We start from the raw sequence: 12,960 nt of genomic DNA on the forward strand, positions 1-12,960 counted from the left end.
AGAAGGTGAGCCCGGATGGAGCTGAATAAAACGGGGGAACGAACAGCGGATTATCCGGTATTACATGCTGCTCTGCTGGAAATCGCGAAGGTCTGGAGTAATGAACCATTCACATGGCTGCTCGGCGGGAGTTGTGGGCTGCTATTGCAAGAGGTAGAATTGCAACAGGCGCCAAGAGACATTGATATTTATGCGGATATTGCTGCAGCCAAAATGTTACATAGAACTGCACCTGGAACAATTCTGGATGAACCACAGATCGATAAGACAGGTCCGTACGCTTCCTTACTTAGCCATTACCAGGTGGGAGAGTGTGCGTTGGAACTGGTCGGTGGTTTTGAGATATGGGCAAGAAAGAGCTGGTATCGGGTAGAAATTGATCGTTTACTCGCTGCACATGCGCCCTGTGTTCAGATGGGTGCATTCACAGTCAAACTAATGCCGCTAGCTCATGAATTGTTATTCAACGTATTGAGGGGACGCGTGGATCGGTATGAAGCAATTGCGAAGCAGATTCGGAAGCAGCCACATGAACATCAATCCCTCATGCTTTTACTCAGTGAGCAAAATGTGTGGACAAGTCGCTTTCGATCCGAAGTTAGTGAACTTATCGGGTTTGATTGGCATGCGTAATAGAAAGGAGGGAGCACATGGAGCAGATCATTACATTTTTGCCTGATCAGAAGAGTATTCGTTTGAAAGCAGGCGTAACCTTACTGAATGCCGCACGCCGTGCAGGCGTAAAAATAACGACGCGTTGCGACGGGAAGGCGGCTTGCCTGATGTGTAAAGTGAGAGTCGATGAAGACTATGCCCATGCGTTGTACCCTCCGACCGATGCAGAGAAACGTAAACTGGGGCAGTTATTGGAACAAGGAACGAGACTGGCCTGCCAAGCCAAGGTCGGGGCTTCATTGTCTGTTCACGTGCCTGAAGATCCTCTCAAAGCCGCGATTCGTAAACAACTGGAGCGTCAGCAAAAGGAAGATGATGACTGGTTCTAAACTTATTCTAACAGCCAGATAGTTTAATATTTTTTTGGTTAATTACGTTGTACTTCATGCATGAGATCCAAGGAGGATACGGATGATCAAGAACTCGTCTAACACGCAGTGGAGTAGAAGAAGACGGCACATTAGCGCTTTATTCTTATTTCTGTTATTTGCTTTTGTGGGTAGTGGCTGTATGTATCAATCCCAAAGTGGTGCAGATCCCAAAGTCGCCTATCGGGAAAGTGTTAGCAGAATACAGCTTGCAGTGGAAGCCTTTCAGCAAGATCAGGGAATATTACCTATCCTTAATGCGGGTGAGGAAACGCCCAAATTCGAAAAGTTCAGAGTTGATCTCGCTAAGCTGAAGCAGCAGGGGTACATCGATGAAATACCGGTAACGGCTTTTGAGAACGGTGGTAGCGCTTACTTCTTAATACAGAATGAAGAGGTAAAGCCAACGATCAAAGTTATGGATCTGCAGACTGTGCAGAAGGTTAATGATGTACAACGAATGGTTAACCAGTATAAGTCCGTACATAATGGCAAGTTACCTGTAGGAGAAGAGTTATATCCTGGTCTGCATGTTGTAAATATGAAAGAAGCTGCTGTTGCTGGGGCACCTGAGGTAACACTTAATAGTGTGTATTCGGGGCAAGAGCTGCCCTTTATGGTGGATGAGGTAGGCAATGTATATGTGGATTATGCTTTTGACATTATGCAGGCTGTGGAGAAATCAGAAGAATCACCTACAGAAACGACGGACGTACGGGACTATCTGTTGGAACACTCGTATTTTGTTCCTGTAAAATCAGTCACTTATGTTTGGGAGAGCAATGCTCCTGTAGCAAAAAGTAATACATTATAATCTATATGAGATAGGTTTCAGCTAAAAGGGAGAGTTCCAATCCAAGGAATATCTCCTTTTTGGTGTAAGTTGGTTCGAATAAAGCCGGGTTCCTTGACTGTTAGGCGTCTCCAATGAAATTCACTGAAATCCAATAAAAACGAAGCGTCATAAATATTGCACAGCGCTCATAAGGTAGATTGTAATAAAGACGCGCAGTCCGGGAGCTGGGCAATTTTCTGAGGACAAAAACCTTAAGAAAAAAACAAAAATACGCGTCATAATGCTGCATACGGATACATAAGATGATACTAGTCCAATTGCATGTACGAGTTAACGCCGCTTTCGCCGGTTTCATCAGAATGCAACGTTCGGCGGCGGACGACTTCCGGGCACTCACAAAGGCGGCTCTACCGTTGCAGGGATTTCAGTCTTCTGATTGAAAAAACGAAGCGGATGCTCTTTAGCATTTTTCCTTCGGAGTAATTTAGGGAGGGGATTTCATTGGAGAAAGTAGACATTTTTAAGGACATTGCTGAGCGGACCGGAGGGGATATCTATCTCGGGGTTGTCGGCGCAGTCCGGACGGGGAAATCAACATTTATTAAACGATTCATGGAAACAATCGTACTGCCTAACATCGCAAGTGAGGCTGATCGTGCCCGTGCAGTGGATGAACTTCCACAGAGTGCAGCTGGTAAAACGATCATGACCACCGAGCCGAAATTTGTACCGAATAACGCAGTTCAGATCAAAGTCGCCGAAGGATTGGATGTCAATGTACGTCTTGTGGACTGTGTAGGTTACGCTGTAGAGGGAGCTAAGGGATACGAGGATGAGAATGGCCCACGTATGATCTCTACACCTTGGTTCGATGAGCCAATTCCGTTCCAGGAAGCGGCAGAGATTGGCACACGCAAAGTTATCCAGGAACATTCTACACTGGGCGTTGTTGTTACAACAGATGGTACAATCGCTGAGATTGCACGGAGTTCCTATGTAGAGTCCGAAGAGCGTGTTATTGCTGAACTGAAGGAAGTGGGTAAGCCGTTTGTGCTCGTCATCAACTCTACTCGTCCGCGCAGTGAAGAGGCACTTCAATTGCGTAACGAGCTTGCCGCGAAATACGACATTCCAGTGATGACGCTGAGTGCAGCGACAATGACGGAAGACGATGTGACAGGTGTTCTTCGTGAAGTATTGTATGAATTCCCAGTACATGAGGTGAATGTGAATTTACCGAGCTGGGTTATGGTACTGAATGATACACACTGGTTGCGTAGCAACTATGAAAATTCTGTCCGTGACACTGTGAAGGATATTCGTCGACTGCGTGATGTGGATCGAGTAGTAGCTCAGTTCATGGAATACGAATTCATTGACCGCGCTGGACTGAGCGGAATGAATATGGGTCAGGGTGTAGCTGAGATTGATCTGTATGCGCCGGATGAGTTGTATGATCAGATCCTCGTGGAAGTTGTGGGGATCGAGATTCGAGGCAAAGATCATCTGTTACAACTGATGCAAGAGTTCTCTCATGCCAAAAGAGAGTATGATCGCTTCGCTGAGGCACTGGAGATGGTCAAAACGACCGGCTACGGCATTGCGGCACCTTCTCTGGCTGAGATGGCGTTGGATGAACCTGAACTGATTCGTCAAGGGACTAAATTCGGAGTTCGCTTAAAGGCAACCGCACCTTCGATCCATATGATTAGAGTCGATGTGGAGTCTGAATTCGCACCTATTATCGGTACGGAGAAACAGAGCGAGGAACTGGTGAGATACCTGATGCAGGACTTCGAAAATGATCCGATCAAGGTATGGGATTCAGATATGTTCGGACGTTCATTGCATTCCATTGTGAGAGAAGGCATTCAGGGCAAGATTGCTATGATGCCGGATAATGCACGCTATAAGCTGCAGGAAACGCTCGGAAGAATCATTAACGAAGGATCAGGCGGATTGATCGCCATCATACTGTAAAATCAAAGACCGCAAGGGATGCCTTGCGGTCTTTTTAATGTTCTTTTTTCTTGATTCTGGTGGATTTGGATGGAAGTCTAGCTTTTCCGAAAAAAACTTAGCGAGTTTTAGCTTTAAATTACTAAAACCCATTTACATACTAGGGATTAGCCGTTATATTAATATTCAACTATTGTGATCAAGATCACACAGAGAGAGAATGACTAGGGGGAATAGAGATGAAGAGAAAAGCTACGAAATGGGTTTGGTTAAGTGTACTGCTCGTGTTTACATTGGCACTGTCCGCATGCGGAATTAAAAAAGAGCCAGCAGCAACACCAGCTTCTGGCGCGGAGGACAAGCCTGCGACTGAGGCAGTTACTGGCCCGCTAAGTGGTAAACGAGTTGCTCTTATTATGGAATTCAACACAGGTACATTCTCACAACAATACGTACAAGGTGTTCGAGAAGAAATTGAAAAATTCGGCGGCACGCTGACGACGTTTGTTGCCGATAACGATAAAGCGAAAATGGTATCATTGCTCGATAGTGCGATTAATCAAAAGTTTGATGCCATTCTGACGGATCATGGTGATTCATTGCTTGAACCAGGTGTAAAAAAGGCTGTAGAACAAAACATTCCAGTTGTAGTATTTGACGCGGATATCAGCGTTCCAGGTGCTACAGTGCTGTCTCAGGATGATCAAAAGATGGCTGAACTTACCTTAGAACAAATGAAAAAAGACATTAATGGTCAAGGTAATATTGTTAAAGTATGGGTAGCTGGATTTGCACCGATGGAACGCCGTCAGGTGTCATACGCTAAGTTTATGAGTGAAAATCCTGACATTAAAGAAATTGCTACATTTGGCTCTGCTCAAAATCCAGCACTTGATACTCAAGCAAAAATGGAAGCCATTCTGAAGCAATATCCAAAAGGTGAAATTACTGCAGTGTGGACGGCATGGGATGAATTTGCTAAAGGTGCAGCACGTGCAATTCAACAAGCTGGTCGTGATGAAATTAAAGTTTATGGTATCGATATGAGTGATGAAGATTTGCAAATGATCCAAGATCCTAAAAATCCATGGGTTGCATCTGCAGCAGTTGATCCAACTGACATTGGACGAGTACAAGTTCGTTATGCTTATCAGAAGATTAATGGTGACGAGACAGAGGATGCAGTGGTACTCAATCCGGTTTATGTGCAACGTGAAGCATTACCTGAGAAACAAATTTCTACTTCCGAGCTGTCAGAGTATGTAGAAGGCTGGGGTGGAAGTACGCAAGGTATCAAGGATTGGATGAAGGATTACGGCATTACGGCCAAATAAACCTGATCCTGTTGTTCATTAATAGCAATCAACAAGCGTTAGTCGAGCGCGCCGAGAGGCGCGCTTTTTCCAGCAACAGAAGATCAGACGAATATAGGTTAGTAAGCTCTAACGAATAAAAAAGAAAACAACAAATACACCCATAGGAAGTGATTGGAGGTACACATCATGACAACGGCATCTATTCTGCTGACAATGGAACATATCCATAAACAGTTTGCTGGCGTTCCTGCACTTAAAGATGTGAATTTCGCTGTAAAAGGTGGAGAGATTCATGCACTTCTTGGAGCTAATGGAGCCGGAAAGAGTACATTAATGAAGATATTGTCCGGTGCTTATCCGCTGGATCAGGGCACGATTAACCTGAACGGCCAGATCCTACGCTTGAACTCTCCTGGTGATGCTAAAAGCCAGGGGATCCACTGTGTGTACCAAGAAGTGGATGCAGCCCTAGTGCCTCAATTAACCGCAGCAGAGAATATTATGTTAGATCAACTTGCCTCTTCTGCTGGGGGATGGTGGAAGAGTCCGCGAAAACTGCAGCAGCGCGCTAGCGAGGTGTTGAGGCAGTTGGGAGCAGACATTTCTGTGCACAAGAAAGTGGCCGACCTTACACTTGCAGAGAAACAGATGATTTTGCTCGCGCGTATCTTGGTTCAAGAAGCCAAGGTTATTATTTTTGACGAGCCGACAGCCCCCCTTAGTCAGGAAGAGACGGATGCATTTTTTCGTATCGTGCATTTGCTGAAGGATCGCGGAGTCGCATGTATTTTCATTACTCACCGCCTTGTTGAAGTCACGAGTCATTGTGATCGAGTGACGGTGATGAGAGATGGTCAGCATGTGTTTACAGGGGATACCAATGGATTGACGATTAACGATCTGGTTACTCAGATGTTAGGTAAGTCCTTTGATGAAGAATTTCCTAAGACTGAGGCACCAATCGGTGATCTGTTGCTTGAAGCGCGTGGACTCCGTCGTGGGCTGAAGGTTAAAGGCGTTGATCTATCTGTACACCGCGGTGAGGTGCTTGCTGTAGTAGGGCTTGTAGGTGCGGGCAAGACGGAATGTTCACGTCTCTTAATTGGGGCAGACCGGCTGGAGGCAGGCGAGATTCGGTTGAACAATAACAAGCTTCGGATGGCGGAACCCGCTGATGCTGCGGCAGTGGGAATCGTCTCTGTGCCTGAAGAACGTCGTAAGCAGGGTATCCTGATTCATGAGAATGTTGAACGGAACTTAAGCTTACCATTGCTTAGCAGGCTCAGCAGGCTTGGCTTTGTAAGTCGTAAAAGGGAAAGAGAGAACGCGGAATCATTGATTCAACAACTTGGTATCAAGACCTCTTCTGTTCGTCAGGAGGTTAAGTATTTAAGTGGTGGTAACCAGCAGAAGGTAGCCATTGGTAAATGGCTAAACGCGGAGGCCGATGTATTTATATTTGATGAGCCAACAAAAGGGGTAGACATCGGAGCTAAAAGTGATATTTTTCGGATCATTAACCAACTGGCTCTTGCAGGAAAAGCGGTCATTTATTTCACATGTGAACTGGATGAAGGACTTGGAATTGGAGACCGGATTGCTGTGATGTGTGAAGGTGAGATTGTAAAGGAATTCAAACGAGGCGAAACTAACCAAGAACAGCTGCTATACTATGCAAGCGGTGGACAAGAGGTGCAAGCATGAAGGACAAATCATTAGATTTTGCGTTCCGTTATGGAGCGATTATCGTTATTATTGGAGTTATTGCATTTTTCGGCATTAAATTGCCTTATTTCTTTACGTACAGCAACTTAACCGATATTCTAGGTTCTATCTCGATCGTGACATTCGTGGCGATTGGTGTCACATTATCTCTAATTGTGGATGGATTCGACCTTTCTGTAGGCGCAACTGTATCACTAACGACGGTGGTTACTGCCTCTTTGATGATCTGGTACCAACAGCCGTTAGCAGTCGTTATCATCGTTCCGCTGGTGATCGGCGCTGTCATTGGTCTCCTTAATGCGCTGCTTATTGTGAAACTGCGTATCCCTGATCTACTGGCTACACTAGCCACGATGTATATCATCGGCGGGATTCACAAAACGTACGCACAAGGCTATACCATCTATAATCACATGCAATTTCCGGATGGAAGCAAAGCTGCGGGGGAGATGGATCCAACGTTTTTGCAGATTGGACAGGGTAAATGGCTGGGCATGCCGATCTCGGTTATCCTTTTGCTCATTGCGGTAATCGGCGTTCACATCTTTTTAACGTATACGAAGTACGGCCGCCAAATGTACATTACGGGGGGGAATGAAGAGGCTGCAAGATTGTCTGGAATCAAGGTGAAAAAGGTAAGAACACTAGCCTATGTGGCAGCAGGTGTATTTGCTGCAATCGGTGGTATTATCTATGCATCCAAGGTTGGTTCTGGTCAGATTGATGCGGGTTCTCCGTTGTTAATGGAATCCGTAGCGGCTGTATTTGTAGGGTTCTCTGTGTTCGGTGCGGGTAAACCAAACGTGATTGGAACATTTATAGGTTCGGTTTTAATTGGTGTTTTGGTCAATGGTTTGACGATGATGAATGTACAGTATTTTACACACGATATTGTAAAAGGTGGCGTTCTTGTCCTAGCCTTAGCCGTTACATTTTACGTGTTAAACCGCAACCGCACTTGAAATTGTGTGCTGTCTGTATTAGTATAAAATTTGTTCCGCGTATGGAGCGCGCTTGGTTTCAGGCGGCATTCTGCCGGAAAGAACTGTTAACCGCAAGCGGAGAATGGTGTTCATCACGCTCAAGATGTACGTAGATTTTTTGCGTATGAACGTATATTTCGCGATAAAACGGAAACACAGTATAACATTCAGGACATTGATTCAGGAGGTGAAAAACAAATGAATAAATCAGACTTGATTACACACGTGTCTGAAGCTACTGAACTGTCCAAAAAGGATGTAACGAAAGCGGTTGATGCCGTGTTCGAAGCAATCTCTGAGGCTCTTCAAAGCGGAGACAAAGTACAATTGGTTGGTTTTGGGAACTTCGAAGTTCGCGAACGTTCTGCTCGTAAAGGACGTAACCCGCAAACAGGTGAAGAAATCGAAATTCCTGCGAGCAAAATTCCTGCATTCAAACCAGGTAAAGCGCTCAAAGACGGAATTAAATAAGATTTCTACATATTCCATATGTCGACAAAAAGACCGTGACTTGTTCACGGCCTTTTCTTTTGCCCTTTTAAAGTGGATCTGAACGGCTGTCTGACGGATTCGTTTCTTCTGGCTGCAGGGTATAAGCGATTAAAATCAGTTCTTTGCCTGCAGCATCAGAGAGATGCTGTTCAACCTCTTGAATCTGGTGCACATGTTCTTCTGTTAGTGTTGCTGGAGTGTATTTCAAGAGTAATTCTCCTTTCTGTAACTATATATTTTGTAGTATGACCCATCATTGAGTAATTGTTGCGTTTCATATGGATAGGACTCTGTTGACAAATGCAACGATTTTAATCATCATTAACGCTATTGAACTAGGAGAGGGGACGTTACGTGATGGACCATCCAACCGGCAGTGATTATATTGTCATTCGAGCGGAAGAGAACGGTGTACAGGTAATCGGCTTAACTCGGGGCCAGGACACGCGTTTTCACCATACAGAGAAGCTCGACAAGGGGGAAGTAATGTTTGCTCAATTCACGAATCATACTTCTGCCATCAAAATCCGGGGCAAAGCTACGCTGATTACCAAGCATGGTGAAATTCAGTCCGAATAATGAAAATTGCAGGCATAGCCTGCTTTTTTTCATTGTACAATGAGGTATGAGCCTTTACCGGACAGACTACACTAACAGGTGAGGGCAGGGAGGCGTTTATGAAACCCGGAATGATCCTTACCACTTCAGTGTTAGCAACGGTTGCGGCAGTTTTTCTGCTGGTGGCGATACAGAATTTACATATACGTACATGGGGCGAGGATCACGTACTGCCAGTCACAGCAACAAAAGCACCAGACGAATTATCCGATGAAAATTTGGTAGATGTGCTAAATTCTATGCATTTAACAACTCCCATCGCAAGAGTAGAATGGAAGCAATCCATTTTGAAACTCGATTTAAAGGTAATTGGAACGGGAACAAGCTATAGTGAAATATACGCCAACATGGCCGCGATTGCCGAGCTGAGTTTTCGGAGCTTGGACAATGTGGAACAAGTATTGCTTCGTGTTATGGCCGAGGATGAATGGCTGCATAAACAACATCTGTTGCTTGCCGCGGATATTCGCCGCAATGAATGGCCGATGGAAGCAATTGATAGCCTGCGAAATTGGAATAGTCCAGCGTTATCTGACGAATTAAAAGCCTGGTTTCATATTATGGAGACGGAACTCTGGAGGAAGCAGTTCGAAATGTTGAACCAGGGGTAATAGAATAGCAGGATTCAGTGCGTGTCCGATAAACATATGCTATAATATATAAGATTGTAGTGCAGAAAAAGGTTTAACAATGCAAAGTCTCGGAGGCTGGAGAATGAATTCATATCGCGTACCCCAACTAGCAAAAAAATATACGGATTACGACATGATTCGACAACATACGGAAATACCACCGTTTCCGGATAGCCGAGCGCGTCTGTTGCAGGTGTTTGTGAGTCGCACAGATGAGAAGCAGCATGATGAAATTTATGCTTTAGCTACCTCGCTCGTTCAGTTGGCCATGGATACGCATGATCGTATTGATACTTTATCCGGAGCACGTAGAGAACAGGAGATGCGATCTCGTCAGTTGAATGTGCTCGCTGGCGATTATTTCAGTAGTCGATTCTATCAATTGCTTGCCCATGCCAACCGGATCGAAATGATTGGTAAACTTAGTGGTGCAGTCGCTGAGGTTAACGTGGGTAAGATGTCATTATATGAACGGATGAAGAAGCTCGTCGTTTCGCCTGATGAATACTTACGTGAAACGGTACAGCTGAAAATGCAGCTGTTTCTTTCTTTTACAGACATAATCAGAGAAAAGGATCAGTCGATCTGGAAGCATCTGCTTGCTGAATTTAGCACCTGTGAGAACATTGTGGAAGAATTGCAGAAGCTAAATGATGAGAAAAGCTTTGTTTACAGTTATGCCTTCTGGAGTATTAATGTACAGGGCAGTGATGAGGAACGGAAGGTTCTTCGTCAACCTGAGCCAGATATGCGTGCGTGGGCTGGACTGGTTCTGAAGTATCGAATTGGTGAAATCTTGCTGGACATGCTTCGTAATAGCACACACCGCATACAGCAATTATTGCAAGATAAGGTGGAGGGTGAAAGTTTGCATGAAGTGCAGGCAATTTTAGAACCTTACCTCACCTATTTGCAGCCTTCACATGCGGTAGTTAGGGAAGATTGAGGGGGAGACGAATGGGTAGCACAGAGACCAAACCGAAAGAAGAATTTGTCCATTCGGTTTTTCAGAGTATTGCGGGTAAGTATGATGTCATGAATGATATCCTAAGTTTTCGTAGGCACAAAGCTTGGCGTAAATTCACCATGAAAAAGATGAACATGTCCCAAGGAGACACAGGACTTGATCTGTGCTGCGGAACCTGCGACTGGACACTTGCCATGGCGGAAGCAAGTGAAACGGGTCACATGCATGGTCTCGACTTCAGCAGTAACATGCTGGAGGTAGGTCAAACGAAGATTAATGCAGTGAATCGTGATAAGCAGATTACACTTGTGCAAGGGAATGCAATGTCACTTCCATTTGACGATAATACGTTTGATTACGTGACGATCGGTTTTGGTCTTCGGAATGTACCGGATCTGAGACAGGTTCTGTCTGAGATGCAACGAGTTGTGAAGCCTGGAGGCAAGGTGGTATGTCTAGAGCTATCCAAGCCAACATGGCAGCCTTTTAAAGGCATTTATTATTTTTATTTTGAACATATGTTGCCTAATATGGCTAAGCTATTTGCTAAGCGTTATGAGCAGTACAAATGGCTACCAGACTCGCTGGCACTATTTCCGGGAAGAAAGGAACTGGCGAGCATTTTTGAAGAAACCGGATTACAGCAAGTGCAGGCCTATCCTCTGACCGGAGGCATCGCGGCACTGCATATTGGAACCAAGGAGAATCAGCATGTTTAGGAAAATTCGTATCTTTTTAGAAATGATCAAGATTGAACACACGCTTTTTGCATTACCTTTTGCTTTTATGGGAGCTATTCTCGGTTCCATGTTAGTCAATGGCACGTTTCCATCCTGGATGCAAATCTTCTGGGTACTACTAGCTATGGTAGGTGCGCGAAGTGCAGCATTTGGTCTTAATCGTATTATTGACCAGGCCATTGACGGCAAGAATCCACGTACGGCAATGCGAGCTATTCCGGCTGGATTGCTGAAGAACGGCGAAGTTATTATTTTCATTATCGTCTCATTTGTATTGTTATTCTGGGCATCATCCAATCTTAATGTATTATCCATGCAATTGTTGCCTATTGCTGTATTTATGCTAGTACTGTATTCATATACCAAACGATTCACATGGCTATGTCATATCGTGCTTGGTATGACGATTGGTCTTGCTCCACTTGGAGGCTGGGTGGCGGTTACGGGTTCGATGGATTGGACAGCTATTGTACTCTACGTTACGATTGTATTCTGGACAGCAGGCTTCGATATCATCTATGCATGTCAAGACCTGGAGTTTGATCAGGGAGAAGGCTTACATTCCATTCCTTCTCGCTTTGGATTGATTAAGTCGTTGAAGATCGCAAGGTTCTTCCATATCATTACGGCGATCGGTTTCTTAGCACTCTTGTTAATGACGGATCTGAGCTGGTGGTATGGTGCGGGTATGTTGATTACGTACGGTATTCTATTCTATGAGCATTACATCGTATCACCTAATGACATGAGCCGAGTTCAAACGGCATTCTTTACGATGAATAGTGTGCTCAGCCTTGTGGTGTTTACGTTCACTTTGATTGATCTGGCGGTGAAGTAACGATGCAGCAGCCGGACAATAAACGCCTCGTCGTTGGTATAACTGGAGCCAGTGGAAGCATTTATGGCATTAGGCTGATTGAAACGTTACTTGATCTGAACTACACAGTGCATCTCGTGATTTCTAATGCGGGCTGGCGTGTATTAAAAGAGGAAATGGACTGGGATATTACGAGCCGTGACGCTGTGCTTGAAGAAAAATTCGGCGGTCGTTCTGGCTCAATCATCTACCATCCCGTTAGCGATATTGGAGCTTCCATTGCAAGTGGATCTTATCTTGCCGATGGTATGATTATTATGCCTTGCTCCATGGGAACTCTCTCATCTATCGCGCAAGGGTCATCTGATAATCTGATGTCTCGCGCAGCTGATGTGATGATGAAGGAAGCGAGACCGTTAATTCTCGTTCCACGAGAGACGCCGCTGCATGCAATCCATTTGGAGAACATGTTGAAGCTCTCTAGATTAGGTGTACGCATGATTCCGGCGATGCCGGCTTTTTATTACAAACCTCAGAGTATGGAAGAGTTGATTATGTTTTTGGTCGGTAAGGTGCTGGATAATCTGCGCATACCGCATCAGCTCTTCAAGCGATGGGGAGAACCGGATGAACGGGGTTAACAACTGGAAGCTGGCTATGTCCCTGTGGCTAGTAAGAAGATTATGCTTCTGGTTGTTGCCCCGCACCCGGGGTATTGGTGAGTGCTGATGAATGTTCGAGATGGCACACAGCCTTGACCCATACTCCGGCAACTTCTGTATCCTTGTTTCAGAATACGTCGAAGAGTTTAAATCCCGGATGTCGGTCATGGCATTCGAAGAAATGTGGCACGACATATAGAACACAAGTAG

The 12,960-nt window shown here is 45.0% G+C and carries 15 protein-coding genes; 14 read left to right on the forward strand and 1 reads right to left on the reverse strand.

Annotated features, from left to right (window positions below; translation table 11 throughout):
- Positions 1 to 15 precede the first annotated feature (15 nt).
- The 8 genes from ASD24_RS14170 (at position 16) to ASD24_RS14205 (ending at position 8,293) form a co-directional block, all read left to right on the forward strand.
- Positions 16 to 633: a hypothetical protein gene (locus ASD24_RS14170; protein ID WP_056696696.1), complete on the forward strand. Its 618-nt coding sequence runs from the start codon at positions 16 to 18 to the stop codon at positions 631 to 633.
- Between the two features lie 17 nt (positions 634 to 650).
- Positions 651 to 1,004 carry a 2Fe-2S iron-sulfur cluster-binding protein gene (locus ASD24_RS14175; protein ID WP_056696698.1) on the forward strand — a complete coding sequence of 118 codons (354 nt, stop codon included), beginning with the start codon at positions 651 to 653 and terminating at the stop codon, positions 1,002 to 1,004.
- 82 nt (positions 1,005 to 1,086) lie between these two features.
- A complete protein-coding gene (locus tag ASD24_RS14180) occupies positions 1,087 to 1,857 on the forward strand; it encodes a hypothetical protein (protein WP_056696700.1) in 771 nt (256 codons plus the stop codon).
- A 483-nt stretch (positions 1,858 to 2,340) separates the two neighbouring features.
- On the forward strand, positions 2,341 to 3,819 hold the full coding sequence (gene spoIVA / locus ASD24_RS14185; protein ID WP_056696702.1) for a stage IV sporulation protein A: 1,479 nt from the start codon (positions 2,341 to 2,343) through the stop codon (positions 3,817 to 3,819).
- 218 nt (positions 3,820 to 4,037) lie between these two features.
- Positions 4,038 to 5,132, forward strand: coding sequence for a sugar ABC transporter substrate-binding protein (locus tag ASD24_RS14190; RefSeq protein WP_056696704.1), 1,095 nt, complete (start codon positions 4,038 to 4,040; stop codon positions 5,130 to 5,132).
- Between the two features lie 168 nt (positions 5,133 to 5,300).
- Positions 5,301 to 6,818 carry a sugar ABC transporter ATP-binding protein gene (locus ASD24_RS14195; RefSeq protein WP_056696706.1) on the forward strand — a complete coding sequence of 506 codons (1,518 nt, stop codon included), beginning with the start codon at positions 5,301 to 5,303 and terminating at the stop codon, positions 6,816 to 6,818.
- Complete coding sequence (locus tag ASD24_RS14200; protein WP_056696708.1) at positions 6,815 to 7,801, forward strand: ABC transporter permease; 987 nt, start codon at positions 6,815 to 6,817, stop codon at positions 7,799 to 7,801. Before ASD24_RS14195 ends, ASD24_RS14200 begins: the two co-directional genes overlap by 4 nt.
- 219 nt (positions 7,802 to 8,020) lie before the next feature.
- Positions 8,021 to 8,293 carry an HU family DNA-binding protein gene (locus ASD24_RS14205; RefSeq protein ID WP_024630670.1) on the forward strand — a complete coding sequence of 91 codons (273 nt, stop codon included), beginning with the start codon at positions 8,021 to 8,023 and terminating at the stop codon, positions 8,291 to 8,293.
- A gap of 67 nt (positions 8,294 to 8,360) precedes the next feature.
- Here the strand turns inward: ASD24_RS14205 and ASD24_RS30310 are convergent, their stop codons facing one another.
- Positions 8,361 to 8,522, reverse strand: a complete 162-nt coding sequence (locus tag ASD24_RS30310; protein ID WP_156395447.1) for a hypothetical protein — start codon at positions 8,520 to 8,522, stop codon at positions 8,361 to 8,363.
- A 149-nt stretch (positions 8,523 to 8,671) separates the two neighbouring features.
- On the opposite strand from ASD24_RS30310, the gene mtrB reads away from it, so the two are divergent.
- The 6 genes from mtrB (at position 8,672) to ASD24_RS14235 (ending at position 12,729) form a co-directional block, all read left to right on the forward strand.
- Positions 8,672 to 8,893, forward strand: coding sequence for a trp RNA-binding attenuation protein MtrB (gene mtrB / locus ASD24_RS14210; RefSeq protein ID WP_056696710.1), 222 nt, complete (start codon positions 8,672 to 8,674; stop codon positions 8,891 to 8,893).
- 98 nt (positions 8,894 to 8,991) lie between these two features.
- Positions 8,992 to 9,543, forward strand: coding sequence for a hypothetical protein (locus ASD24_RS14215; RefSeq protein ID WP_056696712.1), 552 nt, complete (start codon positions 8,992 to 8,994; stop codon positions 9,541 to 9,543).
- Between the two features lie 103 nt (positions 9,544 to 9,646).
- Positions 9,647 to 10,510 carry a heptaprenyl diphosphate synthase component 1 gene (locus ASD24_RS14220; RefSeq protein ID WP_056696713.1) on the forward strand — a complete coding sequence of 288 codons (864 nt, stop codon included), beginning with the start codon at positions 9,647 to 9,649 and terminating at the stop codon, positions 10,508 to 10,510.
- Between the two features lie 11 nt (positions 10,511 to 10,521).
- Positions 10,522 to 11,250: a demethylmenaquinone methyltransferase gene (locus ASD24_RS14225; RefSeq protein WP_056696715.1), complete on the forward strand. Its 729-nt coding sequence runs from the start codon at positions 10,522 to 10,524 to the stop codon at positions 11,248 to 11,250.
- Positions 11,243 to 12,109, forward strand: a complete 867-nt coding sequence (locus ASD24_RS14230; protein ID WP_056696717.1) for a UbiA-like polyprenyltransferase — start codon at positions 11,243 to 11,245, stop codon at positions 12,107 to 12,109. Before ASD24_RS14225 ends, ASD24_RS14230 begins: the two co-directional genes overlap by 8 nt.
- A 2-nt stretch (positions 12,110 to 12,111) precedes the next feature.
- Positions 12,112 to 12,729 carry a UbiX family flavin prenyltransferase gene (locus ASD24_RS14235; RefSeq protein WP_056696719.1) on the forward strand — a complete coding sequence of 206 codons (618 nt, stop codon included), beginning with the start codon at positions 12,112 to 12,114 and terminating at the stop codon, positions 12,727 to 12,729.
- The last annotated feature ends 231 nt before the right edge of the window (positions 12,730 to 12,960 follow it).

This window comes from Paenibacillus sp. Root52 (assembly GCF_001426865.1).
GTDB lineage: Bacteria > Bacillota > Bacilli > Paenibacillales > Paenibacillaceae > Paenibacillus.

Bases quoted from the DNA above. Each gene is read 5' to 3' on its own strand.
- ASD24_RS14170 (WP_056696696.1), top strand. From the start codon at position 16: ATGGAGCTGAATAAAACGGGGGAACGAACAGCGGATTATCCGGTATTA.
- ASD24_RS14175 (WP_056696698.1), top strand. From the start codon at position 651: ATGGAGCAGATCATTACATTTTTGCCTGATCAGAAGAGTATTCGTTTG.
- ASD24_RS14180 (WP_056696700.1), top strand. From the start codon at position 1,087: ATGATCAAGAACTCGTCTAACACGCAGTGGAGTAGAAGAAGACGGCAC.
- ASD24_RS14190 (WP_056696704.1), top strand. From the start codon at position 4,038: ATGAAGAGAAAAGCTACGAAATGGGTTTGGTTAAGTGTACTGCTCGTG.
- ASD24_RS14195 (WP_056696706.1), top strand. From the start codon at position 5,301: ATGACAACGGCATCTATTCTGCTGACAATGGAACATATCCATAAACAG.
- ASD24_RS14200 (WP_056696708.1), top strand. From the start codon at position 6,815: ATGAAGGACAAATCATTAGATTTTGCGTTCCGTTATGGAGCGATTATC.
- ASD24_RS14205 (WP_024630670.1), top strand. From the start codon at position 8,021: ATGAATAAATCAGACTTGATTACACACGTGTCTGAAGCTACTGAACTG.
- mtrB (WP_056696710.1), top strand. From the start codon at position 8,672: ATGGACCATCCAACCGGCAGTGATTATATTGTCATTCGAGCGGAAGAG.
- ASD24_RS14215 (WP_056696712.1), top strand. From the start codon at position 8,992: ATGAAACCCGGAATGATCCTTACCACTTCAGTGTTAGCAACGGTTGCG.
- ASD24_RS14220 (WP_056696713.1), top strand. From the start codon at position 9,647: ATGAATTCATATCGCGTACCCCAACTAGCAAAAAAATATACGGATTAC.
- ASD24_RS14225 (WP_056696715.1), top strand. From the start codon at position 10,522: ATGGGTAGCACAGAGACCAAACCGAAAGAAGAATTTGTCCATTCGGTT.
- ASD24_RS14230 (WP_056696717.1), top strand. From the start codon at position 11,243: ATGTTTAGGAAAATTCGTATCTTTTTAGAAATGATCAAGATTGAACAC.
- ASD24_RS14235 (WP_056696719.1), top strand. From the start codon at position 12,112: ATGCAGCAGCCGGACAATAAACGCCTCGTCGTTGGTATAACTGGAGCC.